The organism is Tsukamurella conjunctivitidis, assembly GCF_007858475.1.
GTDB classification, from domain to species: Bacteria; Actinomycetota; Actinomycetes; order Mycobacteriales; family Mycobacteriaceae; genus Tsukamurella; species Tsukamurella conjunctivitidis.
The window spans coordinates 400096-423304 of the sequence record NZ_VIGX01000001.1 but is presented as its reverse complement, the minus strand read 5'-3'; the positions used below and the strand labels follow the sequence as shown (position 1 = coordinate 423304).

Genomic DNA, 23209 nt, shown 5'->3' with positions numbered 1-23209 from the left:
CTTCCCGGTGGGTGGCCGGAGCTACTGCGCGACGCCGAGCCTGTCGAGGACCCAGGCGTACTCGAACGCCGTCTCCCGCCATTTCGCGTAGCGCCCGCTGACCCCCGCGTGGCCGGCGACCATCTCGGTCTTGAGCAGGATCTGCTCCCCCGAGGTGGTGTGGTCGAGGAGCTTGGCCACCCACTTCGCGGGCTCGGTGGGCAGCACCCGGGTGTCGTTGAGGGAGGTCGTCGCGAGGATCGCAGGATAGGGCTTCGCGGCGACGTTCTCGTACGGCGAGTAGTCCCGCATGTACCGGTACACCTCGGCGCTCTCGAGCGGGTTGCCCCACTCGTCCCACTCCCCCACCGTGAGCGGCAGGCTCGGGTCGAGGATCGACGTGAGCGGGTCCACGAACGGAACGTCGGCGACGATGCCGGAGAACAGTTCCGGTGCCAGGTTCGCCACGGCGCCGACGAGGAGGCCGCCCGCGCTGCCGCCCATCGCCACCAGCCGCTGCGGCACCGACCGGCCGGTGTCCACGAGGTTCTGTGCGACGTCCACGAAGTCGGTGAAGGTATTCCGCTTCTCCAGCTGCTTGCCGTGGTCGTACCAGGCGCGCCCCATCTCGCCGCCGCCGCGCACGTGCGCCACCACGAAGGCCACGCCGCGGTCCATGAGCGAGAGCCGCGCGACCGAGAACCACGGGTCGAGCGTGGCCTCGTAGGAGCCGTAGCCGTACAGCAGGGTCGGCGCCGGACCATCCGGAACATCCTTGCGGCGCACCACCGAGACGGGCACCTCCGCGCCGTCGCGGGCGGTCACCCACAGCCGCTCCGCGGTGTAGAGCGCGGCGTCGTAGCCGGGGACGTTGGCGCGCTTGAGCACCGTCTGCTCGCCCGTCTCCGGGTCGAGCTCGAGGACGGTGCCAGGGGTCACGAAGGACTCGTAGGCCAGGCGCAGGCGCGGGGCGTCCCACTCGGGATTCGCTGCCGGACCGAGGTTCACGAGCTCCTCGCCCGGGTCCCACTCGGTGAACTCCGGTGCGGCCGTGGCCGCGGCGAGCGCGAGCCGCGGCAGGCCGCCCCGTCGGTACCCGAGGGCGAGACGTCGGGCGTAGGCGTCCACGTACTCCAGGCGCACGTCGTCGCGGTGCGGGACGAGGACCGTCCACGCCTCCGGCGCGTCGACGGGGGCCGACGCCAGCTCGAAGTTGATACCGGTGCGGTTGTGCAGGAACAGGAACCGGTCCTCGCCGTCGAGCACCGCGTGCTCGACCGAGTACTCGACGTCCTCCTCACGCCGCCGCAGTAGACGGAACTCGCCCGTGGGATCGGCCGCATCGAGGACCCAGGTCTCGGAGCTCAGCGTCGACGAGGCGGCGATCATCAGGTATTTCTCGCTGCGGGTGAGGCCGACGCCCACGCCGAAGCGCTGGTCCGCCTCGTGGAAGACCTTCACATCGTCCGCGGCGGAGCCGATCTCGTGCCGCCAGATGCTGTCGGCGCGCCAGGCCTCGTCGACGGTGGTGTAGAACAGGTGCCGCCCGTCGAGGGCCCAGGTGGCGCCGTAGAAGACGTCGCCGACCTCATCGGGCAGCAGCTCGCCCGTGTCGATGTTCTTGATGCGCAGCGTGAACCGCTCGTCGCCGGCGGTGTCGAGGGAGAAGGCGAGCAGCGTGCCGTCGGGCGAGACCGAGGCGGCGCCGACGGCGATGTATTCGTGCCCCTCGGCCTCCACGTTGAGGTCGAGCAGCACCTGCTCGCCGGGGAGCGGCTCGTCGGACAGGACCGGTGGAGTCCAGTCGTCGGGACCCGAGATCGGTGCCCGGCAGTGGATCCCGTACTGCTTGCCCTCGACGGTGCGCGCGTAGTACCAGTGATCCGCGCGACGCTGCGGCACCGACATGTCGGTCTCCTGCGTGTGCGCCTTGATCTCCCCGAAGATCGCCGCCCGCAGGGGCTCGTGGCCCGCCGTGGCGGCCTCGGTGAAGGCGTTGTGGGCGCGCAGGTAGTCGAGCACCTCGTCGTTCTTGGTATCGGCGAGCCAGGCGTAGTCGTCGATCACGGTGTCGCCGTGGAAGGTGCGTGAGGACGGGACCTTCTGCGCGACGGGCTGGGCCGGGGCGCTCATGCCGCTCCGCCCGGCCAGTCGGCGAAGCGCAGGCCCGAGATGCGTTCGTACGCCTCGATGTATCTGGCCCGGGTGCGCTCCACGACCTCGGCGGGCAGGGCCGGCGGCGGGGTGTCGGACGAGGTCGACCAGCCGGATTCCTTCGTGAGCCAGTCGCGGACGATCTGCTTGTCGAAGCTGGGAAGCGTCTTACCCGGCTCGTACAGCGCACCGTCCCAGTACCGGGAGGAATCGGGCGTGAGCACCTCGTCGGCGAGGAGGAGGTCACCGTCGGAACTGTGCCCGAACTCGAACTTGGTGTCCGCGAGGATGATCCCCCGCTCGCGCGCGATGTCGGCGCCACGGGTGTAGACGTCGAGCGTGAGGTCGCGCAGGCGCGTTGCCAACTCGATCCCGACGTCCTCGGCGACCCGCTCGAAGGAGACGTTCTCGTCGTGGTCGCCGACGGCGGCCTTGGTGGCGGGGGTGAAGATCGGCGGGTCGATGCGGCTGCCGTCGACCAGTCCGTCCGGCAGGGGGACGCCGCACACCTCGCCGCCCGCGCGGTACTCCTTGAGGCCGGAGCCGGTGAGGTAACCGCGGGCGACGCACTCCACCGGCACCATCTCCAGCCGGCGCGTGACGAGCGCGCGCCCGAGCACCGACTCGGGGATGCGCGGGTCGTCGGCGGGCCCGGCCAGGTGGTTCGGAACGCCGAGCGCGTCGAAGAAGAAGACCGACATCGCGGTGAGCACACGCCCCTTGTCCGGGATCGGCGTGTCCAGGATGTAGTCGTAGGCGCTGATCCGGTCGCTCGCGACCAGCAGCAGGTGCTCGTCGTCGATCTCGTACAGCTCGCGGACCTTGCCCGAGTAGATCGGCGTGTATTCGCTCAGTTCAGGACGCACACCGCCACCCTATCGCCTGACGGTTCCCTGCGGTTTCGGCGGGCGAATCGCAGGTCGCGGCCGCCGAAACCGCAGGGAATGCAGGGAGCGGGAACCGTGCGTGCGGGGTGGTGCGTCCAATTCATATGATCCGCCGAACGCGCGACCTCCTACGGACGGAGACCCCGCACGCGATGCGACTCGACTCGACATCCGTCATTCAGGGCGTCCGATGCCATGGCGCAACCGCCCCGACCGCCCGCGACGTGCGCGACGCGCTGGCCATCGCGTACCCCGATGCGGTGTTCACCGGGTGGACCGCCGCGGCCCTCCACGGCGCCCTCTACACCGAAGGGCATCCTCCGGAGATCTGGCTACCGCAGCAACGGACGCGGAAGGGGGTGATCATCCGGGTGGGTCAGATGCTCGACGAGGACATGGAGATCGTCCTGCGCCGGCGGGCCACGTGCGGCGCCCTCACGGCGGCGGACATCGCCCGTCACACCACCGATGACGAGGGCATCGCAGGCTTCGACCAGTGCCTTCGCGTCGATCGGTACGGCAGGTCGGTGACCACGAAAGGGGCCGTCCAGGCGTACCTCGACGCACATCCGCGGTTCTACGGCGCACGTCGGGTGCGGGCCGTGCTCGCCGAATCGAGCACCGGCACCGACTCGCATTGGGAGACGTACACCCGTCTCACCGTCCATCGCTCGGGGCTGACGTTCTTCACACCCCAGTCACCGGTCCCCGGTACCCAGTACCACGTGGACCTCGGAGACCAGGAGCACCGGATCGCGATCGAGTACGACGGCGGATATCACCGCTCAATCGCCCAGCAGCGAAAGGACATTCGGCGCTGGAACGCGATCACCGACCATAAGTGGGTGATCATCAGGGTCACGTCCACGACGTTGACCCGCGACCGTGCGGCGTTCATCGCGAGGATCGAATCCGAGCTGCGGCGGCGCGGCTGGAGCGGCCCGACGCCGACGGAGCCCCGCCTCGAGCTCCCAGCAGGCGCCATGACCAAGCCGGAGGACCCGGCGCCACCGGAATCACTCGGTTTCTAGCGGTTTCGGCGGGCGAATCGCAGGTCGCGGCCGCCGGAACCGCAGGGAACCGGTGGGTCAGAGGATGGGGGCGGGAGTGTAGGAGGCGGCGGTGGGGTACTTCGCGGTCAGCGCCTCGACGTCGGCGACGACCTGGGCGACCTGCGCCTCGGCGGCGCCGGTGAAGGCGGCGCGGTCGGCCAGCGCCTCGTCGAGCTGGGCGCGGGTGAGGCCGAGGCGGGAGTCGCCCGCGAGGCGGTCGAGCAGATCGGGCTCGCGGCCCTCCTCACGCATCGCGAGGGCCACGGCGACGGCGTGCTCCTTGATCGCCTCGTGCGCGACCTCGCGGCCGACACCGGCGCGCACCGCGGCCATGAGCACGCGGGTGGTGGCGAGGAAGGGCAGGTAGCGGTTCAGCTCGTTCTCGATCACCGCGGGGTAGGCGCCGAACTCGTCGAGAACGGTCAGGAAGGTCTCGAAGAGTCCGTCGATCGCGAAGAACGAATCCGGAAGGGCCACGCGGCGGATCACGGAACAGAAGACGTCGCCCTCGTTCCACTGCGAACCCGCCATCTCGGCCGCCATCGAGCCGTATCCGCGCAGGATCACGGTGAGGCCGTTGACGCGCTCGCAGGAGCGGGTGTTCATCTTGTGCGGCATCGCGGAGCTGCCCACCTGGCCCGGCTGGAAGCCCTCGGTGACCAGCTCGTGCCCGGCCATCAGCCGGATCGTCGTGGCCATCGACGACGGTCCCGCAGCCACCTGCACCAGCGCGCTCACCACGTCGTGATCGAGCGATCGGGGGTATACCTGCCCCACCGAGACGAAGGACTGCGAGAATCCGAGGTGCTCCGCCACCCGCTCCTCCAGCGAAGCGAGCTTGGCGGCGTCGCCGCCCAGCAGGTCGAGCATGTCCTGCGACGTGCCCATCGGGCCCTTGATGCCGCGCAGCGGGTAGCGGCCGATCAGGTCCTCGATGCGGGCGATCGCCACGAGCAGTTCGTTCGCGGCGCTCGCGAAGCGCTTGCCGAGGGTGGTGGCCTGCGCCGCGACGTTGTGCGAGCGGCCGGCCATGACGACGGAGGAGTACTGCGCCGCCCGCTCGGCGAGCCGGGCCGCCACCGCGACGGCGTGATCGCGGACGTACTCCAGCGAGCGCAGGACCTGCAGCTGCTCGACGTTCTCCGTCAGGTCGCGCGAGGTCATGCCCTTGTGGATCTGCTCGAAGCCCGCGAGGTCGCTGAACTCCTCGATCCGTGCCTTCACGTCGTGCCGCGTGATCCGCTCGCGCTCGGCGATGGACGCCAGATCCACCTGGTCGACGACCTTCTCGTAGGCCTCGACGGCTCCGTCGGGCACGTCGATCCCGAGGTCGCGCTGCGCCTTGAGCACCGCGATCCAGAGCTGACGCTCCAGCACGATCTTGTGCTCCGGCGACCACAGCTCGCGCATGCGGGGGCTGGCGTACCGGTTGGCGAGGACGTCGGGGATGCGGGAGGTGCTCACGCCCCGATTCTCTCACGGACCCGTTCCCTCTCGTCCGTCCCGGGCGCGGGGCCCATCACTCCAGGGCGGGCGCCAGATCGTCGATCACCGTGGCGAGCGCGTCGCGGACCGCGCGGGGCACGTCGGAACCGTGGTCGGTGAACGCGGCGAGCGCGGCACCGTCCTCGATGGCCATCAGCCGCTCGACGCACGGCCCCGACACCCGGCGCCCCGATCGGGTGAGCACCTCCACGTGCAGGTCCGCGAAGACGTTCCGCAGCTGCGCCTGCAGCCGCGTGAGCTCGGGATCGCGGGCGCACAGCACCATCCGCTCGTAGCGCGAGACGAGAGCGCCGCGCTCGGCGGCGGTGTCACAGGCGAAGAAGACCGAGGAGAGGAGCTTCGCGAGGGCGGAATCACCGCGCTTGCGCCGGCTCACCGCCTCCGCGCGGGCGCGGACGGCGGCGACGTCCAGCTCGCCCGCGTAGGCGACGGCGTGGGAGAGCAGATCGCCGAGCGACTCGAAATAGTAGGTGGTCGCGGCCAGGGGGATGTGCGCGCGGTGCGCGACGGCGCGGTGCCGGACCGATTCGAAGCCGCCCTCGACGAGGAGCTCTCCGGCCGCCGCCACGAGGGCCGCGCGCCGGCGCTCACCCTTGGGCGTGGTCGCGGCTGTCATCTGAGACATGCTGCCAGCACGTCCCGCTCGGCCTGAGGGTTTCGACCAAATCGTCGGCGTCCAGTTCGGCCGACGTGGGCGAACCGCGCTACTGCAAGGCCTGATGTCCGATATCAGTGCGGAAATGGCTGCCCGGCAGCTTGATCCGCTCCAGCTTCGCGTAGGCGTCCGCGCGGGCCGCGGCCAGGTCATCGCCCACGCCGACCACGTTGAGCACCCGGCCGCCGTTCGAGACGAGGCGTCCGTCGGCGTCGACGGCCGTGCCGGCGTGGTAGATCCCCGCGCCCTCGGCGCCCGTGATGACGTCGCCCTTGCGCGGCGCGGCGGGGTAGTTCTCGGCGGCCAGCACCACGGTGATGGCGGCACCGTCGCGCCACCGCAGCGGCGGCAGGGAACCCAGACCGCCCGTCGCGGTCGCGTGCAGCGCCTCGCCCAGCGGCGACTCGAGCAGGCTCAGCACCGCCTGGGTCTCGGGGTCGCCGAAGCGGCAGTTGAACTCGACGACGGCGGGCCCCTCGGCACCCATCGCGAGGCCCGCGTACAGCAGCCCGGAGAAGGGCACGCCCCGGCGCACCATCTCGCGGGCGACGGGACGCACGACGGTCTCGACGATGTCGTCGACCGCACCGTCGGCGAGCCAGGGCAGCGGCGAGTACGCGCCCATGCCGCCCGTGTTGGGCCCGGTGTCACCGTCGCCGACCCGCTTGTGGTCCTGCGCGGGCAGCAGCGGCACCACGTCCTCGCCGTCGACGAGGCAGAAGAGCGAGACCTCGGGACCGTCCAGGAAGGACTCCAGCAGCGCGGGGCGGCCCGATTCGATCAGGTCCGCGGCGTGCGCGCGGGCCGCGGCGCGATCCGCCGTCACGACGACGCCCTTGCCCGCGGCCAGGCCGTCGTCCTTGACGACCCAGGTGGGGCCGAAGCGGTCGAGCGCGGCGTCGATGTCGGCGGGGCTGTCGACGATCTCGCTGCGCGCGGTGCGCACGCCGGCGGCGTCCATGACGTCTTTGGCGAAGGCCTTGGAGCCCTCGATCTGCGCGGCCGCGGCGGAGGGCCCGAAGACGGCGATGCCGCGGGCCCGGACCGCGTCGGCGACGCCGAGGACGAGCGGGACCTCGGGGCCGATCACCACGAGGTCCGCTCCGAGCCGCTCGGCGAGCGCCGCCACCTCGTCACCGGAGGAGGCGTCCACCGCGTGATTGGTCGCGATCGCGGCCGTACCCGGATTGCCCGGGGCGGCATGCAGCTCGGTGACCTGGGGGTCGCGGGTCAGCGCGTCGATGAGGGCGTGTTCGCGGCCGCCGGTGCCGATGACGAGTACTCGCACGTCGCCGACCTTACCGGGGCGGCCCTGTACATCCGACGTCAGCATCGGTATCGTAATTCCGGAATTACGATTCATCGTACCGAGGAGAACGCGATGCGCCGCACCCTGATCACCGCCGTCACCGCCGTACTCGTGGCCACGGGGCCGGCCCCGTCCACGACCGCCGCTCCGTGCGCGCCCGCGCCCGCGGTCGATACCGGCACCGCGGCGGGCTGGACCGGGTACCTCGCGCAGCACCGCGGCGACGTCGCACTCGTGGTCGACGACGGCCGCGGCGGCACCGTCCGGCACCGTCCGGACGCGGCGATGCCCACCGCCTCGATGCTCAAGCTGATCCACCTCGCCGCGCTCACCGGCCGGGCCGGCGCCGGGCGCATCGACCTCAACGAGCGGATCCCCGTCGCCGACTGGCAGAAGTGGTACGTCGCCTACCGGGGCACCCCGCTCGACGGCGGTGCCCACATCAAGGCCCTGGAGTACCTGGGGATACCCGCGACGAACGGCGTCCCGAACGACCCGTCCGGCACCGTCTCTCTGCACCAGCTCGCCGATGTGATGATCCGCTTCTCCGACAGCGCCGCACCCGACGCGATCCGCGCCCGCCTCGGCGACGAGGCGCTGCAGGACGTGATGACGCGGTACGGGATGCCCGGCCCCGCCCCGTCGCTCAAGGGCCTCTACGACGGGCTCGTCGCCAGCGGGGCGGGCACACCGGAGCAGGTACAGCGTGCCGCGGACCAGACCTACGCGGCGCCGGCCTCGTCGTTCGCGCGGCTCATCGGCGATATCGCCACCGGCCGCTCCGGCCCGGGCGCGGACCTCGCCCGCGGCTTCCTCGAGTTCCAGGGCGGCGCCCCGGCGGGCCTCGCGGCGCTCGGCTTCAAGGGCGGCTCACTGCCGGCCGTGCTCACCGAGGCCTTCGAGGGACGCAGGCCCGACGGTTCCGTCACCGTCGGGGTGCTCATGGTGCGCCGGATCTCCCCGGCGGACGCCCGCAAGGACACCGAGGCCGGCATGCCGCACCAGGAGCTCCTGCTGCGGGCCATGACCGACGCCGACACCCGCGGGCGCGTGGCGTGCGCGCTGCGCTCGTAGACTCCCGCCATGACCGACGACGACCGCCTCGCCGACCTCGAAACACGGGTCGCCGCACTGGAGGCGGCGGTGGGAACCGCACCGGCGGAGCAGCCGCCGACGGCCGGCGGCACCGTCGGATACACCGGAACGGTGAGCCTCGACGGCGACGTGGGCTGGCGCATCGACTACTCCGCCGGGGCGGTGGCCGCGATGCCGCCCGAGCGGCTCGCGACGGTCCTCGCGGCGCTCGGCCATCCCGCGCGACTCGCCCTCGTGCAGGACCTGCTGCTCGGCCCCCGCACGGCCGCGGAGCTGATGGAACGCGCCGACGGCGGGTCCAAGGGGCAGCTGTACCACCACCTGGGGACCCTCACCGGAGCCGGCGTGGTCGACAAGGGCGCGCGCGGCCAGTACGCGGTGGCGCCGCAGCGGGTGGTGCCGATCCTGGTGGCGATGCTGGCGTCCGCGGACATCGGTGGACTGCTCCGATAGCCTGGCCGCATGGCATCCGTCTTCTCGAAGATCATCGCCGGCGAGCTCCCGGGCCGGTTCGTGTACCAGGACGATTCGGTGGTGGCGTTCCTGACCATCGCCCCGCTCACACAGGGCCACGTGCTGGTGGTGCCGCGCGAGGAGGTCGACCATTGGGAGTCGGTCGACGACGAGCTCTGGAATCACATCAGCACCGTCTCGCGGAAGCTGGGCCGCGCCGTCAAGCGCGCCTTCGACGCGCCGCGCGCCGGCGTGGTGATCGCGGGCCTCGAGGTGCCGCACCTGCACGTGCACGTCTTCCCGGCCTACGCGCTCACCGACTTCGACTTCGGCCAGGCCGACCCCAATCCCTCGCCCGAGTCGCTCGACGACGCGCAGACCAGGATCGTGGAGGCGCTCGCGGCGGAGTGAGCTACCCGGGCAGGCGCACCGTGAAGGTCGCGCCCGCGCCCGGCGCCGTATCGACGGTGACGGTGCCGCCGTGCCGCTCGACGATGCTGTGCACGATCGACAGCCCGAGCCCGGCGCCGCCGCTGCCGCGGCTGCGCGAGGTGTCGGTGCGATAGAAGCGCTCGAAGACCCGCGCCGCCTCGTCGGGCTCCATGCCCGGCCCGGTGTCGGCGACGGCGAGCACCACCGCGCCCGGTTCCTCGCTGAGCCGCACACGCACCGTCGCCTCGTCGGGGGTGTGGCGCAGGGCGTTCGAGACCAGGTTGGTGACCACCTGATGCAGGCGGTCCCGGTCGCCGGTCAGCGCGACGGTGCCGGTCTCCGCCTCCAGCGCGATGTCCCGGCCCGGCTCGCGGGCCTGCGCGGCGTGCACCACGTCGTCGGCCACCGCGACCAGGTCGACGGTGTCCGCCGCGAGCGGCCGGCGCGCATCGAGCCGCGCGAGCAGCAGCAGGTCCTCCACGAGCAGCCCCATCCGCTCCGCCTCGGACTCGATCCGGGACATGACGAAGCCGGTGTCATCGGTGGCGCCCTGCCGGTACAGCTCGGCGAAGCCGCGGATCGAGGTCAGCGGGGTGCGCAGCTCGTGCGAGGCGTCGCCCACGAAGCGTCGCATCCGCTCCTCGCCGGCGCGGGCCTGCTCCTCCGAGGACGCGACGCGGTCGAAGGAGTCCTGCACCTGGTGCAGCATCGTGTTGATCGACGTCGACAGCCGGCCGACCTCGGTGTGGGCGGGTGCCTCGGGCACCCGGCGCGTGAGGTCCCCCGCGGCGATCGCCTCGGCGGTGGCCTCCACCTCCTCGAGCGGACGGAGCGACCGGCGCACCACGAGGTAGCCGAGGCCGCCGGCGATGACGAGCACGCCGCCGCCGATGAGCAGCTCCAGCGCGACCATGGCCCGGAGCGTCGAGTCGACGTCCGTGAGCGTGACCGCGACGAAGGCGACGCCGTACTCCGACGAGGACTGCACCACGCGCCACTCCGGTCCCCCGCCGCCGGCGGAATGCACCGTGACGGCGTCGCCGTCCAGGTCGCCGAGACCCGAGAGGTCGGGCCGCTGCGTGAAATCGGGATTGCTGATCTGCAGCTGTCGCCCGTCGGGGAGGAAGACGGCCTGGTAGAAGCGAGTGGGCGGACGGCCTCCGCGGGAGGGCTCCGGCAGGATCGGCGGCTTGGGCCGGGCCCACGTCTCGGCCGCCTGGCGCAGCGCCTGGTCCTCGCGCGAGAGGAGCTGGTCCTTCATCGCCGCGGTCAGCGCGGTCCCGGAGGCCAGCAGGCCCAGGAAGACGAGGCCGACGACGACCGCGACCAGGGACAGGCGCAGGGGGACGCGGGAGGCCAGGGAGGTCGAACCCATGCGCGCCTACCGCGGTTCGCGGAGCACGTAGCCGACGCCGCGGAGGGTGTGGATGAGCCGCTTCTCGCCCGTGTCGACCTTGCGGCGGAGGTAGGAGACGTAGGACTCGACGACGTTGACGTCGCCGCCGAAGTCGTAGTGCCAGACGTGGTCGAGGATCCGCGGCTTCGACAGCACGACGCCGGCGTTGACCATGAAGTACCGCAGCAGCGTGAACTCCGTGGGCGAGAGGGAGACCAGCTCGCCCGCCTTCCACACCTCGTGCGTCTCGTCGTCCAGCTCGAGGTCGGCGAAGGTCAGGCGGGTGGTGGCCTCGTCCTCACCGAAGCCGTGGCGCCGCAGCAGGACGTTGATGCGGGCCACGACCTCCTCGAGGCTGAACGGCTTGGTGACGTAGTCGTCGCCGCCGAGGGTGAGGCCGGCGACCTTGTCCTCGACCGAGTCGCGGGCCGTGAGGAACAGGGCGGGCGCGTCGATCCCGTCCTGGCGGAGCCGTTTGAGCAGCCCGAGCCCGTCCATGCCCGGCATCATGATGTCGAGCACCATCACGTCCGGCCGGAAGGCGCGGACGCGGTCGAGGGCCGCGGGCCCGTCGTGGGCGACGGCCACGTCGAAGCCCTGGAACTTGAGGCTGACCTGCAGCAACTCCCGGATGCTCTGCTCGTCGTCGACCACGAGTACGCGGGGCATGGCTTCGTCATTCGCACTGGACACACCGCCATAGTGCACGGCGCGGCGCCCACCTTTCTGACGACTCGCTGTCAGTTCGCTGTGAACGTGACGGCGCGATGCTCGATCAGCGAAGGGAGGCGAGGATCTCCGGGGTCACGGGGTCGACGATGTCCTGCACCTCGGGATGCTTGGAGACGTACCGCTTGACCAGCGGGCAGACCGGGACGACGCGCTTGCCCGCGGCGCGGGTGTCGGTCAGCGCGTCGTGCACCAGGATGCCGCTGAGGCCGCGGCCGGAGAACTTCTCGTCGAGCTCGGTGTGCGGGAAGATGCGCTGGTCCCCACGGTCCAGGAAGACGGTGAAGCCGGCGAGCTCCCCGTCCACGGTGATGTCGTAGCGGCCCTCGGCGTCGTTGCGGGTGACGGCGACGTTCTCGGTGTTCTCGGTCACTGCGGGTTCCTCCTGCGGGGCTTGAGCCGGGTCGTGGGGAGCGGCGGCGCCGGCAGGTACTGATCGTCGCGCCATCCGCTCACACTGCCGAAACGTACGGAGCGCTGCTCCCATTCCTCGCGGTACTCCACGATCTCCTCGTGCGTGCGGCCCACGAAGTTCCACCACATCACGATGTCCTCATCGAACGGGACGCCGCCGAGCAGGACCACCCGGGCGTCCTCCTCGGCGGGGTTGTGCAGGCGCAGCCCGCCGAGTCCCGGGCCGACGTACCCGAGATCTCCCCGGGCGAGCGCGACACCGTCGACGAGAAGACGCTCGGTGTCGAGCAGGACCCCGTGCTCGAACGCGGCGTCGACCGCGAGGCTCACCCGCGCGCCGGGCCGCAGGATCAGCTCGGCGCCGAGGAGCGGGGTGGCGGTGACGACCGGGGAGACACTGCCCGCGAGCTCGCCGATGAAGACGCGGGCGCTGCCACCCGGCCCGCCGGACCGCACGTCGGGAAGGTCGACGGCGGCCGGCGCGTGGTGCTGGAAGCCGTTGGGCGCGTTGCGCGCCCGGTCCGGCAGGGCGAGCCACAACTGGACCCCGTGCAGCCGGCGGGTCTGCGGGGTGGAGACCTCCGAATGGCTGATTCCGTAGCCCGCGGACATGAGGTTGATCTCGCCCGGCAGGACCGGCGCCTCGACGCCGGCGCTGTCGCGGTGCTCGATCTCGCCCTCGAACAGCCAACTCACGGTCTGCAGACCGGTGTGCGGGTGCGGCGGAACGTTCATGCCGCCGGAGCGGTCCACCTCGTCGGGGCCGTAGTGGTCGGCGAAGCACCACGCCCCGACCATCGAGCGTTCGTGCGTGGGGAGGGTGCGGCGCACCGTCATCGCGCGGGGGCCACCGAGCGGCACCTCCCGCGGAGAGATCACCTCGACGCCGGCGCCGGGGGCCGTTGCGTCCACCGTGGCCCCGCACTCGACCTCTTCGGGCTGTCGGTCGACGTTGCTCATGACCGCTAGCCTAGTGCCATGCCAGCCCAGCGCGTGCGGATCGACAAGGCGTCTCCCCGCATCTACAAGCAGTTGATCGCCGTCTCGACGGAGGTGGCGGCCGCCGCCGAGGCCGCCGGGATCGGCCGGGACGTGGTCGAATTGGTGAACCTGCGGTGCTCGCAGCTCAACGGCTGCGCCTACTGCCTCGACCTGCACGCCCGCGCGGGGCGCGCGGCCGGACTCACCGACCAGCAGCTCGACGTCGTGGCGGCCTGGCGCGAGGCGCCCGCGCTGTTCGACGACATGCAGCGCGCCGCCCTCGAGATCGCCGAACTGGTCACCGAGCTGCCGCCGCACCACGCCGCGGACATCGCCTACGACCGCGCGACCGACGTGCTCGACGAGGCGCAGACCTCGGTGCTGATCTGGGCGGCGGTGACCATCAACGCCTTCAACCGCGTGTCCGTGGTGAGCGGGTACGAGGTGCGGCACCGGGTGTGAGGCACTAGGCGAACGCGGCCACCAGCGCGCTGCAGAACGCGGGCAGATCGTCGGGCCGCCGACTGGAGACGATCGGTCCCGCGCCGTCCCGGCAGACCACCACCTCCTGATCCACCCAGGTGGCGCCCGCGTTGACCAGGTCGGTCCGCACGCTCGGGTAGGAGGTCAGGGTGCGGCCCCGCACCACTCCGGCTTCGATGAGCGTCCACGGCCCGTGGCAGATCACGCCGATCGGGGTCCCCGTCTCCGCGCACCGTCGCACGAAGTCCACTGCGGCCTCGTCGGTGCGCAGGGCATCGGGGTTCGCGACCCCACCGGGGAGCACGAGGGCGTCGAACGCGGAGGGGTCGGCCTCGCCCACGACGCCGTCGACGGCGAAGGTGTCGGCGCGGTCGAGGTGGTCGAAGGCCTGAATCGTGCCCGCCTCCGTCGAGAGGAGCCGATTCGTGGCACCCGCTTCCCGGAGCGCCCGCCACGGTTCCGTGAGTTCCACCTGCTCGGTCCCCTCGGGCGCCGCGAGGAACGCGATCGTCCTGCCGTCGAGTCCGCCCATGTCCACTCCTTCCGTCGCTGTCGGTGACGCCCGGGAATACCCCGTGGGCCGCGCACCGAAACCCCGGCGGGCGCGCCGCCGGGGTCGCGATCGAGCCGCCTCCTACAGCGCGGGCTCGTAGGAGATCTGGTACCCGTTCGGCGCGATGACGGCGAGCCCGCGGCCCACGTCGAGGCGGTAGGTGTAGCCGTTGTTGACGGCGCTGTACGACGCGCCGTTCGACCACACGACCGGCGCGGTCACGGCCAGGCCGTTGCCCTTGCCGAAGCCGCGGTACTCGGTGCGGCCGTCTCCCTGCCATCGGCAGATGGAGGCGCTGGAACTGGGCGTCTCGATGTGCGCGATCGTGCTCTGATGCACGTCGCAGCCGTTGGGCGCGGCGTTCGCGGCCCCGGGCGCGACGGCGGCGATCCCTGCAGCTGCCGCCAGGGCGGCGGTGGCGGCGACGATCTTCGTGCGGATGATCATGACTGCTCCTTCTCCGTGGACGTTCTGCTGACCTCCACAGCATCGCGGCGGGCTCTTGAGCGCCGCTCAAGAGCCGCTTAAGAACCAGGTCGGGTGACGCCGACGCCGGCCCACCTCCTCCCCCAGGCGGATGTGGCGGGCCGGCGCGCGTGGTTGGGTGAGGCCATGACGGAACGGATCACGGAGTTCACCCGGTCGGGCCTCACCTTCCCGGTGGTCGACAGCGGGCCGATCGACGGTGAGATCGTCGTGCTGCTGCACGGCTTCCCGCAGACGCCCACCTCCTGGGAGGCGACGGCCGAGCACCTGCACGCGCAGGGGTACCGCACCGTCGTGCCGTGGCAGCGGGGGTACGCGCGCACCGCGAGCCCGGCGCGGCGCTGGCAGTACCGCAGTTCCGAGCTGGCCGCCGACGTGGCGGCGCTGCTGCAGCGGACGGGGCCGGCGCACCTCGTCGGACACGACTGGGGTTCGTCGACGGCGTGGCTCACCGCGGCCACCTACCCGGAGTCGGTGCGCACGCTCACCGCCGTCTCGGTGCCGCACCCGCTCGCCTTCCTGCGCGCCTTCCTCCGCTCGAATCAGGCGCTGAAGTCGTACTACATGTTCCTGTTCCAGATCCCGGCCGTCCCGGAGCTGCTGGCCCGGAGGTTCCCGGGCCGGTTCGAGGCCTTCCTCCGCGCGAGCGGGATGCCCGACGGCGCAGTGCGCACCGTCGTCGATGAAGTGCTGACGCCCGGCCTCCTGACCGGCGGCCTGAACTACTACCGGGGCATGCCCTTCACCGCGGTGAAGCCCGGCGAGGGCACCCGCATCGGCTGCCCGGTGACGTACGTGTGGAGCACGGACGACATCGCGCTCACGCGGGCCGGAGCGGAGCTCGCGGGCGAGTACGTCGACGGGCCGTACCGGTTCGTCGTGCTGGACGGGGTGAGCCATTGGATCCCCGACGAGCGGCCCGAGCAGCTCGCGGCCGAGATCGTCGCGACCGCGGCGCGGGTGTGACTACAGGATGCGCTGCATGAGCACCAGGTCCAGCCAGCGGCCGAACTTGATGCCGACCTGCGGCATCTGCCCGGTGACCCGGAAGCCGAGCTTGCGGTGCAGCGCCACCGAGGCGTGGTTGGACTCCTCGATCGCAGCCACTACGACGTGCACGTCGGACTGCTGCGCGCGCTCGATCAGCGCGACCATCAGCGCCTCGGCGATCCCGCGCCGGTAGTAGCCGTCCGCGACGTACACCGAGTTCTCGACGGTGTGCCGGTACCCCGACTTGGCGCGGAAGGGCCCGTACGTCGCGTACCCGCCGAGCGCACCGTCGACGATGGCGACGAGGACCGGGAAGCCCCCGGCCCGGCGCTCCGCCAGCCATGCCTCGCGCTCGGCGAGGTCGGCCTTCTCCTCGGACCAGATGGCGGTCGAGTTCTCCACGGCATCGTTGTGGATGACGAGGATCGCCGGCAGGTCGGCCGGCTGCGCGTCGCGGATCTCCATGCGGCCAGCTTATTGCTCGGCCACGAAGATGCAGAACGGGTGCCCGTCCAGGTCGGCGTAGACGCGCAGCGCTTCCTCCGGGTCGTCGATCCGGTCGTCGACCAGGCTGCCGCCGAGCGCGAGCACCCGGTCGTGCTGCTCCGCCATCTCCGCGAGGTCGCGGGCCGCGAAGTCGAGGTGCAGTTGCTGCGGCACGTCCATCGACGGCCAGGTGGAGCGGGCGAACGCCGGCACCGTCTGGAAGGCGAGCAGGCGACGGCCGTCCGCATCGGTGAGCACGATGAAGTCGGGGTCGCCGACCCCGGCGCGCGGCTCGTCGCCGGGGAGGTAGTCGAGCCCGAGGAACGCGCGGTAGAACTCCGCGGACCTGCGCGCGTCCGCGGCGTCGAGGACCACTTGCCGGAAACGGGGAGGGGCCATGGCTCCACGATAGGCCGCCGCGGCGGCATATCACCCGAACGGGGACGAACCGCGCGGCACGACCGCGCGGACGGGATCGGCGGACCCACGAAAGAGTAGTTTCGCAACGCAACGTTCTGCTCCGCGGCGGCCCGACGGGCGCGGCGGACCGTCGGAGGGAGTCGTCGATGACCGCACCGCAGGTCCTCTCGCTCGTCCTGCTGGGCGGAATCCTGGTCCTCGCGATCCTGCGCCGCATGAACATCGGGGTCCTCGCGCTCGCCGCCGCCCTACCCGTGCTCGTCGTCGCCGGCGTCGACGCGAAGGCCATGTACACGGCCTTCCCCGGGGACATCGTCGTGCTCATCGCGGGCGTCTCCCTGCTCTTCGCGCACCTGGAACGCAGCCGCGCCCTGGAGCTGTTCGTCGATCGGGTGTACGCGGCGATCGGCGACCGCCACGGGCTGATCCCGTGGGCGGGCTTCGCGATCGGCGCGGCACTGTCCACCGCGGGGGCGTTCTCGACGGCACCGATCGCCTTCCTGGTGCCGATGGTCGCGCACGTCGGGGTGCGCTCGCGCCGGACCTTCCTGATCAGCGAGCTGGCGGTGATCATCGGCGCCAACTCGGCGGGCCTGTCGCCGCTCAACCCCACCGGCGCGGTGGTGCGGGCGGCCGCGAACAAGGTCGGCGTGACCTACTCCGGGTGGGGCCTGTGGGCGGTCTCGATGACGGTGGCGGTGATCGTCGTCGCGGTCCTGCAGGCGCTCACCGTCCTCGCGCGCAGGCGGGGGCACCCCGTCGAGGCCACGCCGGCGCCGGCTGCGGCGGAGCAGCACGAGGCACCGTCGAACCCCTGGTACATGGCCGCCTCCGGCGCCGCGCTGGTGGCCTTCGTGCTGCTGGTGGTGCTCGCCACGACGGACGTCGGCCTCACCGCGATGTGCCTCGCGGCGCTGCTGCAGATCGCCTTCCACGCGCAGGCCGACGAACGGTCGCTGCTCGCGCGCATCCCGTGGAACTCGATCCTGCTGCTCTGCGGACTGCTCACCTACCTCGGGCTGATGCAGCGGATCGGGACGATGGACTCGATCGCGCACATCCTGCAGCACCTCGGGACCGGGGCACTGCTGATCCTGGTGCTCGCCTACCTGACGGCGCTGCTGTGCAACATCGAGAGCTCGACGCTCGGCGTGCTCGGCCTGATGATGCCGATCGCCTTCGGCTCCTTCGGGCACACCGGCGCCGTCTTCTGGGTGACGGCCGCGGTGTGCGTCCCGTCCGCGCTGATGGTGATGAACCCGATCCACGTCGCCGGGACGCTGATCATCGGCAACACCGTGCACGAGGAGCAGGACGCGCTGTTCCGGCGCCTGCTGATCCTGGCCGCCACGCTCGCCGTCGTCGTCCCTGGCGTGCTGAGCCTGATCCCGATCGCGCTGCTCTGACCGCTCAGTCGGCGACGATCCGCGGCACCTCGGACGCCTTCGACGTGAACTCGGGGGCGCGCTTGTCGAGGAAGGCGGCCACGCCCTCCTTACCGTCGCCGATCGACGTGTAGTACATGCCGAGCGAGTCCATCAGGTGCTGATCCAGCGGCTTCGCGGCGCCCAGGCCGCGGTAGATCAGCTGCTTGTTGATCGCGACGCCGGCGGCGGAGCGGCCCTTGACCCAGGACCGGGCGAGCTCCTGCGCGGCGGGAACGAGATCCTCGGGCTCGTGGATGCTGCGGACCAGGCGGCCCTCGCGGGCCTGCTCGGCGGTGAGGATGTCGGCGGAGTAGACCCATTCGAGGGCTTGGGCGGGGCCGACGATGCGCGGCAGGAACCAGCTGGAGCACGCCTCCATGACGATGCCCAGGCGGCCGAAGACGAAGCCGATGCGGGCCTTCGTCGACGCGAGGCGGGTGTCCATCGCGAGGGTCATCGTCGCGCCGATACCGACCGCGGGTCCGTTGATCGCGGCGATCACCGGCTTGGGCAGCGCGTGGATCGCCAGCGTGAGCTTGCCGCCCGTGTCGCGCACGCCGGTCTCGTAGGGCTCCTGATCGTAGGCGGCGGCGAACTCCTCGGGCGTGGGCCGCACCGACTCGTCGAGGCCGAAGACGTTGCCCTCGCCGGTGAGGTCCATGCCGGCGCAGAAGGCGCGTCCGGCGCCGGTGACGACGACGGCGCGGATGTCGTCGCTGTGGGCGTCCACCTGGAAGAACTCGGTGAGCTCGCGCGCCATCGTCACGCTGAAGGCGTTGAGCTGATCCGGCCGGTCGAGCACGAGGGTCGCGATGCCGTCGTCGTCGACGGTCCAGCTGATGGTCTCGAAGGAATCAGTCATGCAGGTCACGATATGCTGTGCTCCGGCGGCCGCAGGGCCCACGCCTCCCTAGCTCAGTGGTAGAGCACCGCTCTTGTAAAGCGAAGGTCGTCGGTTCAATCCCGACGGGGGGCTCCACGGAAGGGGCGGCGATGTCGACGACGATGCAGGTCCTCCTGATCACCGCGCTCGTCCTCGGCCTCGTCGCCGTGGTCTTCGGGCTGGTCCACCTCTGGAACTCGAAGGTCGAGGGCACCGATCGCGAGAAGCGGATCGACGGCTTCTTCGACCGCCTCAACGATCGGTTCTTCGACCGCTGACGACCCCGCCGCGGACGATCCGGACGGGGCGGCCGCGGAGGTGTCCGCCGCGGCGGATGACGCGCCCCGAGCGCGGGCCGCGGATGACGGGGTGGCGCGGGAGCCTTGACCCGGAGCCGTCTGGCACAGTAACGAAAGAAGGTCCGTGCCACGACGACCCGAGGTGAACCGACAAGGAGGCGCCCCCACGATGAAGCCCCCGTTCCGCGATCGCCTCGCGCACGCGGTCCAGGCCGTCACCGGCCGGAACGCCGCGACCGTCGACACCGCGGGCATGCCCGTCCTCACCCCGCTGCAGCCCGTCGACCTCCGCGACAACGAGACCGTCGGCGAGGTCCTCGAGGTCGCGATGAAGGTCGGCGAGGTGCTGCTGGACTCCGGCACCGGCGCCGTCGACACCGAGGCGCAGGTGCGCTACGTCGCCGCGACCTACGGCATCGACGACGTCACGGTCACCGTGACCTACAACGCGATCACGGTGAGCGTGCAGCGCGGGCGGGGCCTGCCCCCGTCGACCTACACGCGGACGGTGAGCCACCGGTCCCTCGACTACACCCGGCTCTCCCAGGTCGATACCCTGGTGCGGCGCATCGGGCGCGGGCGGATCCGGCCGGACCAGGCGCTCGCCGCGCTCGAGTCGATCATGAACGCCGGGCACCCGTACCCGCGCGCCGTCGCGACCTTCGGGTGGGCGCTCATGGCCGCGGCGCTGACCCTGCTGCTCGGCGGCAAGCTCTCGCTCGCGGGGGTCGCCTTCGTGACGACGGCGCTGATCTACGCGGTCAACGTCCGGCTGAGCCAGTGGGGCCTGCCGTACTTCTTCCAGCAGGTCGTGGGCGGTTTCCTCGCGACCCTGCCGGCGGCGGTGATCTATCGGGTCTCGCTCGAGTTCGGCTGGGACGTGCAGCCCTACCGGGTGATCGTCGCGGGCATCATCGTGCTCATGGCCGGGCTCTCGCTGGTCGGTTCGGTCCAGGACGCCATCACCGGGGCACCGGTCACCGGCGCGGCCCGCTTCTTCGAGGTCGTGGTCTTCACGGGCGGCGTGGTGGCCGGCGTCGGCATGGCGCTGCGCGTGACCAGCGAGCTGGGCGCGACCCTGCCGCCCCTGCAGCAGCAGCCCTTCGACTACGCGCCGCTGCCGATCCTCGTCGTCACGGGCGGCGTGGCCGCCGCGGCCTTCGCGCTCGCCGGGTACGCGCAGATCCGGGCCCTCACGGCGTCCTTCCTCGCGGGGTGCTTCGGCGCACTCGTCGCCGGGTCGACCCTGAACCTCGGCCTCGGCCCCATCGTCTCCTCGACGGTGGCCGCCACCGTCGTCGGCCTGGCCGGTGGTCTCCTCGCTCGCCGGGCCGTCGTGCCCCCGCTCATCGTGGCCGTCGCGGGCATCACCCCGCTGGTCCCCGGTCTGGCCGTCTACCGCGGCCTGTCGGAGCTGATGGAGGGCCAGACGACCTCCGCGCTGACCAACATGGCGACGGCGCTGACCGTCGGTTGCGCGCTGGCGGCGGGGGTCACGCTGGGCGAATGGCTGGCGCGGACGCTCCGCCGACCGCAGCTCCCGCCGAACCTGCGGCCCCATATCGGGGGCATCACCTTCCGCCGGGTCCGCGACTGAAACGTTTCGCAGGTAAACTGACCTTGCTCGTCATTCCCGAACGAAGGTGCGTTCATGCCCCCGAAGACCACGCAGGACATCAGCGAAGACGAACTCGAGCCGGTAGCGGACGAGACCGCACGCCAGGCCCAGCGCGTCGTCGCGGCGTACGCCGAGGACACCGACGAGTGCCGGATGCTGCTGTCGATGCTCGGCATCGGCCCCAAGGAGGCGTAGCCCACCCATGGCCGCTGCGGCGTTCGGAACATCTGATTTCATCGTCGTGGCGAACCGGCTTCCGGTCGACGTCGAGAAGGCGCCCGACGGGACGCTGACCTGGAAGGAATCGCCCGGCGGTCTCGTCACCGCGCTCAAGCCGATCCTCAGCGCCCGCAACGGCGCATGGGTCGGCTGGCCCGGCGCCCCCGATGTGGGCGGCGAGCCGATCCCCGGCGAGGACATGCTCCTCGTCCCGGTCAAGCTCAGCGCCCAGGAGGTGGAGGAGCACTACGAGGGCTTCTCCAACGGCAGCCTGTGGCCGCTGTACCACGACGTCATCGTCAAGCCCGAGTACCACCGCGAGTGGTGGAACACCTACGTCGAGGTCAACCGCCGCTTCGCGGAGGAGACCGCCAAGGTCGCCGCCGAGGGCGCGACCGTCTGGGTGCAGGACTACCAGCTGCAGCTGGTGCCCAAGATGCTGCGGATGCTGCGGCCCGACGTGAAGATCGGCTTCTTCCTGCACATCCCCTTCCCGCCCGTCGAGCTGTTCATGCAGATGCCGTGGCGGCGAGAGATCGTCGAGGGCATCCTCGGCGCCGACCTCGTCGGCTTCCACCTGCCCGGCGGCGCCCAGAACTTCCTGTACCTCGCCAGCAAGCTGGCCGGATACGCGACGAGCAAGAACTCGATCGGCGTGCGGTCGAAGTTCGGCGTGGTCACCGTGGGCTTCCGCTCGGTGCGCGTGGGCGCCTTCCCCATCTCGATCGAGTCCGCCGAGCTCGCGGCCACCGCGAAGCTCCCGGAGACCAAGCAGCGGGCCCGCGCGCTGCGCAAGGAGCTCGGCAACCCGGAGAAGATCCTGCTCGGCGTGGACCGCCTGGACTACACCAAGGGCATCGACGTGCGGCTGCGCGCGATCGGCGAGTTGTACCAGGAGGGGCGCCTCGATCCGGAGCGGCACGTCTTCGTGCAGCTGGCGACCCCGTCGCGCGAGCGCGTGGAGTCCTACAAGGCCATGCGCGACGACATCGAGCGGCAGGTCGGCCGCATCAACGGCGACTTCGGCCGCGTCGGCCGCCCCGCGATCCACTACGTGCACCGGCCGGTGCCGCGGCGCGAGTTGCTGGCCTTCTTCGCGGCCGCCGACGTCATGCTCGTGACCCCGCTGCGCGACGGCATGAACCTCGTCGCCAAGGAGTACATCGCCTGCCGCAACGATTCGTCGGGCGCGCTGGTGCTCAGCGAGTTCACCGGGGCCGCAGCCGAACTCCGCCAGGCCTATCAGTGCAACCCGCACGACCTCGAGGGCGTCAAGAACGCCATCGACGAGGCCGTGCACCAGGACCCCGAGGACGGCAAGCGCCGCGTGCGCACGATGCGCCGGCAGGTCCTGCAGTACGACGTCGACCGCTGGGCGCGCTCCTTCCTGCAGACGCTCGCCGGCACCGTCGACGAGACGCCGGCATGACCCTGCCCGACGGTCTCGCCGCGGCGCTGGCCCGGTTCGCCCGGCTCGGCACCGTGCTCGTGTCCACCGATTACGACGGCGTGGTCGCCCCGATCGTCTCCGACCCCGCCGCGGCCTTCCCGCTGCCGGGAACCGTTGCGGCGCTGGAGGCGCTCGCCGCGCTGCCCGGCGTGACGGTCGCGCTCGTCTCCGGCCGCGACCGCGCGACCCTGGGCCGGCTGTCGGGCGTCGCCGACCCGATCGTGACCGTCGGGAGCCACGGGGCCGAGTGGGCGGAGGGCTTCGAGGGCGCCCTCTCCCCCGGCCTGGCGGAGCTCCGCGCGACGGTGCTGTCGGACCTCGCCGCGATCGCCGGCAGGTTCCCCGGCGCGGCCGTGGAACCGAAGCCGCTGGGCGGCGCGCTGCACGTCCGCAACGTCGTGGATCCGTCGCACGCCGCCCCCGCGCTGGAGGAGGCCCGACGGGGCCCCGCCGCCCTGCCCGGCGTGCACGCCACGGACGGCAAGGCCGTGCTGGAGCTGGCGGTGCTGGAGACCTCCAAGGGCCGGGCGCTCACCGCGCTCCGCGAGCGGTGCGCCGCCCGGGCCGTGCTGTACCTCGGCGACGACGTGACCGACGAGAAGGCCTTCGCCGTGCTCACCGACGCCGAGGACGTCTCCGTCAAGGTGGGCGACGGTGCCACCGCCGCCCGCTTCCGCATCGACGGCCCTGCGGATGCGCGGGCGGTCTTCGAGGAGCTGCTGGCGCTGCGTCGCGCCTGAGTCGCGGCGCGGCCGGGCGGCGCATGCCGTCGCACGGTGGCATCGCACCGTCGTACCCCCGCGCGGAGCCGTCCCCCGCGCGGCACGACTCCCCCAGCCCGCGCCGGGCCCTG

The 23209-nt window shown here is 71.7% G+C and carries 26 protein-coding genes and 1 tRNA gene; 13 read left to right on the top strand and 14 right to left on the bottom strand.

The window, feature by feature from the left end; genetic code table 11:
* Positions 1-21: 21 nt before the first annotated feature.
* Positions 22-2112, bottom strand: coding sequence for a S9 family peptidase (locus tag FK530_RS01990; protein ID WP_146485297.1), 2091 nt, complete (start codon positions 2110-2112; stop codon positions 22-24).
* Positions 2109-2999: a phosphoribosylaminoimidazolesuccinocarboxamide synthase gene (locus FK530_RS01985; protein ID WP_146485296.1), complete on the bottom strand. Its 891-nt coding sequence runs from the start codon at positions 2997-2999 to the stop codon at positions 2109-2111. The genes FK530_RS01990 and FK530_RS01985 overlap by 4 nt, the downstream gene beginning before the upstream one ends.
* A 245-nt stretch (positions 3000-3244) precedes the next feature.
* Between FK530_RS01985 and FK530_RS01980 the strand changes: the two genes are divergently transcribed.
* Positions 3245-4051 (top strand): DUF559 domain-containing protein, encoded by an 807-nt coding sequence (locus tag FK530_RS01980; protein WP_158645005.1) that lies wholly within the window; start codon positions 3245-3247, stop codon positions 4049-4051.
* A gap of 57 nt (positions 4052-4108) precedes the next feature.
* Here the strand turns inward: FK530_RS01980 and purB are convergent, their stop codons facing one another.
* The 3 genes from purB to purD all read right to left on the bottom strand — a co-directional run bounded on the left by purB (position 4109) and on the right by purD (position 7521).
* Positions 4109-5536, bottom strand: a complete 1428-nt coding sequence (gene purB / locus FK530_RS01975) for an adenylosuccinate lyase (protein WP_146485294.1) — start codon at positions 5534-5536, stop codon at positions 4109-4111.
* 55 nt (positions 5537-5591) lie between these two features.
* Positions 5592-6194 (bottom strand): TetR/AcrR family transcriptional regulator, encoded by a 603-nt coding sequence (locus tag FK530_RS01970; RefSeq protein WP_146485293.1) that lies wholly within the window; start codon positions 6192-6194, stop codon positions 5592-5594.
* A gap of 88 nt (positions 6195-6282) precedes the next feature.
* Positions 6283-7521, bottom strand: coding sequence for a phosphoribosylamine--glycine ligase (purD, locus tag FK530_RS01965; RefSeq protein ID WP_191834085.1), 1239 nt, complete (start codon positions 7519-7521; stop codon positions 6283-6285).
* A gap of 93 nt (positions 7522-7614) precedes the next feature.
* On the opposite strand from purD, the gene FK530_RS01960 reads away from it, so the two are divergent.
* The 3 genes from FK530_RS01960 to FK530_RS01950 are packed head-to-tail and all read left to right on the top strand — an operon-like array spanning position 7615 to position 9501.
* Complete coding sequence (locus FK530_RS01960) at positions 7615-8616, top strand: serine hydrolase (protein WP_231706455.1); 1002 nt, start codon at positions 7615-7617, stop codon at positions 8614-8616.
* Positions 8617-8625: 9 nt separating this feature from the next.
* Positions 8626-9090 carry an ArsR/SmtB family transcription factor gene (locus FK530_RS01955; protein ID WP_146485291.1) on the top strand — a complete coding sequence of 155 codons (465 nt, stop codon included), beginning with the start codon at positions 8626-8628 and terminating at the stop codon, positions 9088-9090.
* 9 nt (positions 9091-9099) lie between these two features.
* Positions 9100-9501 carry an HIT family protein gene (locus tag FK530_RS01950; protein ID WP_146485290.1) on the top strand — a complete coding sequence of 134 codons (402 nt, stop codon included), beginning with the start codon at positions 9100-9102 and terminating at the stop codon, positions 9499-9501.
* Position 9502: 1 nt separating this feature from the next.
* On the opposite strand, the gene FK530_RS01945 is transcribed toward FK530_RS01950, so the two are convergent.
* From FK530_RS01945 to FK530_RS01930, 4 genes are all read right to left on the bottom strand, one after another.
* The gene (locus tag FK530_RS01945; protein WP_146485289.1) at positions 9503-10897 is read right to left on the bottom strand and encodes a sensor histidine kinase; all 1395 of its coding nucleotides are present in this window, start codon (positions 10895-10897) and stop codon (positions 9503-9505) included.
* Between the two features lie 6 nt (positions 10898-10903).
* A complete protein-coding gene (locus tag FK530_RS01940) occupies positions 10904-11587 on the bottom strand; it encodes a response regulator transcription factor (RefSeq protein ID WP_166443248.1) in 684 nt (227 codons plus the stop codon).
* Positions 11588-11693: 106 nt separating this feature from the next.
* Positions 11694-12020: a GNAT family N-acetyltransferase gene (locus tag FK530_RS01935; RefSeq protein WP_191834081.1), complete on the bottom strand. Its 327-nt coding sequence runs from the start codon at positions 12018-12020 to the stop codon at positions 11694-11696.
* A complete protein-coding gene (locus tag FK530_RS01930) occupies positions 12017-13021 on the bottom strand; it encodes a pirin family protein (protein ID WP_146485286.1) in 1005 nt (334 codons plus the stop codon). The genes FK530_RS01935 and FK530_RS01930 overlap by 4 nt, the downstream gene beginning before the upstream one ends.
* An 18-nt stretch (positions 13022-13039) precedes the next feature.
* Here FK530_RS01930 and FK530_RS01925 point away from each other — a divergent pair, with 18 nt between their 5' ends.
* Complete coding sequence (locus FK530_RS01925; RefSeq protein ID WP_146485285.1) at positions 13040-13504, top strand: carboxymuconolactone decarboxylase family protein; 465 nt, start codon at positions 13040-13042, stop codon at positions 13502-13504.
* Between the two features lie 4 nt (positions 13505-13508).
* On the opposite strand, the gene FK530_RS01920 is transcribed toward FK530_RS01925, so the two are convergent.
* A complete protein-coding gene (locus FK530_RS01920; RefSeq protein WP_146485284.1) occupies positions 13509-14057 on the bottom strand; it encodes a type 1 glutamine amidotransferase domain-containing protein in 549 nt (182 codons plus the stop codon).
* Positions 14058-14159: 102 nt separating this feature from the next.
* Positions 14160-14525 (bottom strand): hypothetical protein, encoded by a 366-nt coding sequence (locus FK530_RS01915; protein WP_146485283.1) that lies wholly within the window; start codon positions 14523-14525, stop codon positions 14160-14162.
* Positions 14526-14690: 165 nt separating this feature from the next.
* Between FK530_RS01915 and FK530_RS01910 the strand changes: the two genes are divergently transcribed.
* Positions 14691-15530 carry an alpha/beta fold hydrolase gene (locus FK530_RS01910; RefSeq protein ID WP_146485282.1) on the top strand — a complete coding sequence of 280 codons (840 nt, stop codon included), beginning with the start codon at positions 14691-14693 and terminating at the stop codon, positions 15528-15530.
* On the opposite strand, the gene FK530_RS01905 is transcribed toward FK530_RS01910, so the two are convergent.
* The gene (locus FK530_RS01905; protein WP_146485281.1) at positions 15531-16019 is read right to left on the bottom strand and encodes a GNAT family N-acetyltransferase; all 489 of its coding nucleotides are present in this window, start codon (positions 16017-16019) and stop codon (positions 15531-15533) included.
* Between the two features lie 9 nt (positions 16020-16028).
* The gene (locus FK530_RS01900; RefSeq protein ID WP_146485280.1) at positions 16029-16439 is read right to left on the bottom strand and encodes a VOC family protein; all 411 of its coding nucleotides are present in this window, start codon (positions 16437-16439) and stop codon (positions 16029-16031) included.
* A gap of 167 nt (positions 16440-16606) precedes the next feature.
* Between FK530_RS01900 and FK530_RS01895 the strand changes: the two genes are divergently transcribed.
* On the top strand, positions 16607-17866 hold the full coding sequence (locus tag FK530_RS01895) for an SLC13 family permease (RefSeq protein WP_146485279.1): 1260 nt from the start codon (positions 16607-16609) through the stop codon (positions 17864-17866).
* Positions 17867-17870: 4 nt separating this feature from the next.
* Here the strand turns inward: FK530_RS01895 and FK530_RS01890 are convergent, their stop codons facing one another.
* The gene (locus FK530_RS01890) at positions 17871-18749 is read right to left on the bottom strand and encodes a crotonase/enoyl-CoA hydratase family protein (protein WP_146485278.1); all 879 of its coding nucleotides are present in this window, start codon (positions 18747-18749) and stop codon (positions 17871-17873) included.
* A gap of 42 nt (positions 18750-18791) precedes the next feature.
* On the opposite strand from FK530_RS01890, the gene FK530_RS01885 reads away from it, so the two are divergent.
* From FK530_RS01885 to otsB, 6 genes are all read left to right on the top strand, one after another.
* A tRNA-Thr gene (locus FK530_RS01885) sits at positions 18792-18866 on the top strand.
* A gap of 14 nt (positions 18867-18880) precedes the next feature.
* Positions 18881-19048 carry a hypothetical protein gene (locus FK530_RS25730; RefSeq protein WP_158645004.1) on the top strand — a complete coding sequence of 56 codons (168 nt, stop codon included), beginning with the start codon at positions 18881-18883 and terminating at the stop codon, positions 19046-19048.
* A 190-nt stretch (positions 19049-19238) separates the two neighbouring features.
* Positions 19239-20666 (top strand): threonine/serine exporter family protein, encoded by a 1428-nt coding sequence (locus FK530_RS01880; RefSeq protein WP_146485277.1) that lies wholly within the window; start codon positions 19239-19241, stop codon positions 20664-20666.
* Between the two features lie 54 nt (positions 20667-20720).
* Positions 20721-20882 (top strand): hypothetical protein, encoded by a 162-nt coding sequence (locus FK530_RS26245; protein ID WP_166443239.1) that lies wholly within the window; start codon positions 20721-20723, stop codon positions 20880-20882.
* Positions 20883-20889: 7 nt separating this feature from the next.
* Positions 20890-22335: an alpha,alpha-trehalose-phosphate synthase (UDP-forming) gene (locus FK530_RS01875; protein WP_146485276.1), complete on the top strand. Its 1446-nt coding sequence runs from the start codon at positions 20890-20892 to the stop codon at positions 22333-22335.
* Positions 22332-23096 (top strand): trehalose-phosphatase, encoded by a 765-nt coding sequence (gene otsB / locus FK530_RS01870; RefSeq protein ID WP_146485275.1) that lies wholly within the window; start codon positions 22332-22334, stop codon positions 23094-23096. The genes FK530_RS01875 and otsB overlap by 4 nt, the downstream gene beginning before the upstream one ends.
* Positions 23097-23209: the final 113 nt, after the last annotated feature.

What these genes read in the sequence shown, in the direction of transcription:
- FK530_RS01990 (WP_146485297.1), bottom strand. Translation starts at nt 2,112, where the DNA reads ATGAGCGCCCCGGCCCAGCCCGTCGCGCAGAAGGTCCCGTCCTCACGC.
- FK530_RS01970 (WP_146485293.1), bottom strand. Translation starts at nt 6,194, where the DNA reads ATGACAGCCGCGACCACGCCCAAGGGTGAGCGCCGGCGCGCGGCCCTC.
- FK530_RS01960 (WP_231706455.1), top strand. Translation starts at nt 7,615, where the DNA reads ATGCGCCGCACCCTGATCACCGCCGTCACCGCCGTACTCGTGGCCACG.
- FK530_RS01955 (WP_146485291.1), top strand. Translation starts at nt 8,626, where the DNA reads ATGACCGACGACGACCGCCTCGCCGACCTCGAAACACGGGTCGCCGCA.
- FK530_RS01950 (WP_146485290.1), top strand. Translation starts at nt 9,100, where the DNA reads ATGGCATCCGTCTTCTCGAAGATCATCGCCGGCGAGCTCCCGGGCCGG.
- FK530_RS01945 (WP_146485289.1), bottom strand. Translation starts at nt 10,897, where the DNA reads ATGGGTTCGACCTCCCTGGCCTCCCGCGTCCCCCTGCGCCTGTCCCTG.
- FK530_RS01940 (WP_166443248.1), bottom strand. Translation starts at nt 11,587, where the DNA reads ATGCCCCGCGTACTCGTGGTCGACGACGAGCAGAGCATCCGGGAGTTG.
- FK530_RS01930 (WP_146485286.1), bottom strand. Translation starts at nt 13,021, where the DNA reads ATGAGCAACGTCGACCGACAGCCCGAAGAGGTCGAGTGCGGGGCCACG.
- FK530_RS01925 (WP_146485285.1), top strand. Translation starts at nt 13,040, where the DNA reads ATGCCAGCCCAGCGCGTGCGGATCGACAAGGCGTCTCCCCGCATCTAC.
- FK530_RS01920 (WP_146485284.1), bottom strand. Translation starts at nt 14,057, where the DNA reads ATGGGCGGACTCGACGGCAGGACGATCGCGTTCCTCGCGGCGCCCGAG.
- FK530_RS01915 (WP_146485283.1), bottom strand. Translation starts at nt 14,525, where the DNA reads ATGATCATCCGCACGAAGATCGTCGCCGCCACCGCCGCCCTGGCGGCA.
- FK530_RS01910 (WP_146485282.1), top strand. Translation starts at nt 14,691, where the DNA reads ATGACGGAACGGATCACGGAGTTCACCCGGTCGGGCCTCACCTTCCCG.
- FK530_RS01905 (WP_146485281.1), bottom strand. Translation starts at nt 16,019, where the DNA reads ATGGAGATCCGCGACGCGCAGCCGGCCGACCTGCCGGCGATCCTCGTC.
- FK530_RS01900 (WP_146485280.1), bottom strand. Translation starts at nt 16,439, where the DNA reads ATGGCCCCTCCCCGTTTCCGGCAAGTGGTCCTCGACGCCGCGGACGCG.
- FK530_RS01895 (WP_146485279.1), top strand. Translation starts at nt 16,607, where the DNA reads ATGACCGCACCGCAGGTCCTCTCGCTCGTCCTGCTGGGCGGAATCCTG.
- FK530_RS01890 (WP_146485278.1), bottom strand. Translation starts at nt 18,749, where the DNA reads ATGACTGATTCCTTCGAGACCATCAGCTGGACCGTCGACGACGACGGC.
- FK530_RS25730 (WP_158645004.1), top strand. Translation starts at nt 18,881, where the DNA reads ATGTCGACGACGATGCAGGTCCTCCTGATCACCGCGCTCGTCCTCGGC.
- FK530_RS01880 (WP_146485277.1), top strand. Translation starts at nt 19,239, where the DNA reads ATGAAGCCCCCGTTCCGCGATCGCCTCGCGCACGCGGTCCAGGCCGTC.
- FK530_RS26245 (WP_166443239.1), top strand. Translation starts at nt 20,721, where the DNA reads ATGCCCCCGAAGACCACGCAGGACATCAGCGAAGACGAACTCGAGCCG.
- FK530_RS01875 (WP_146485276.1), top strand. Translation starts at nt 20,890, where the DNA reads ATGGCCGCTGCGGCGTTCGGAACATCTGATTTCATCGTCGTGGCGAAC.
- otsB (WP_146485275.1), top strand. Translation starts at nt 22,332, where the DNA reads ATGACCCTGCCCGACGGTCTCGCCGCGGCGCTGGCCCGGTTCGCCCGG.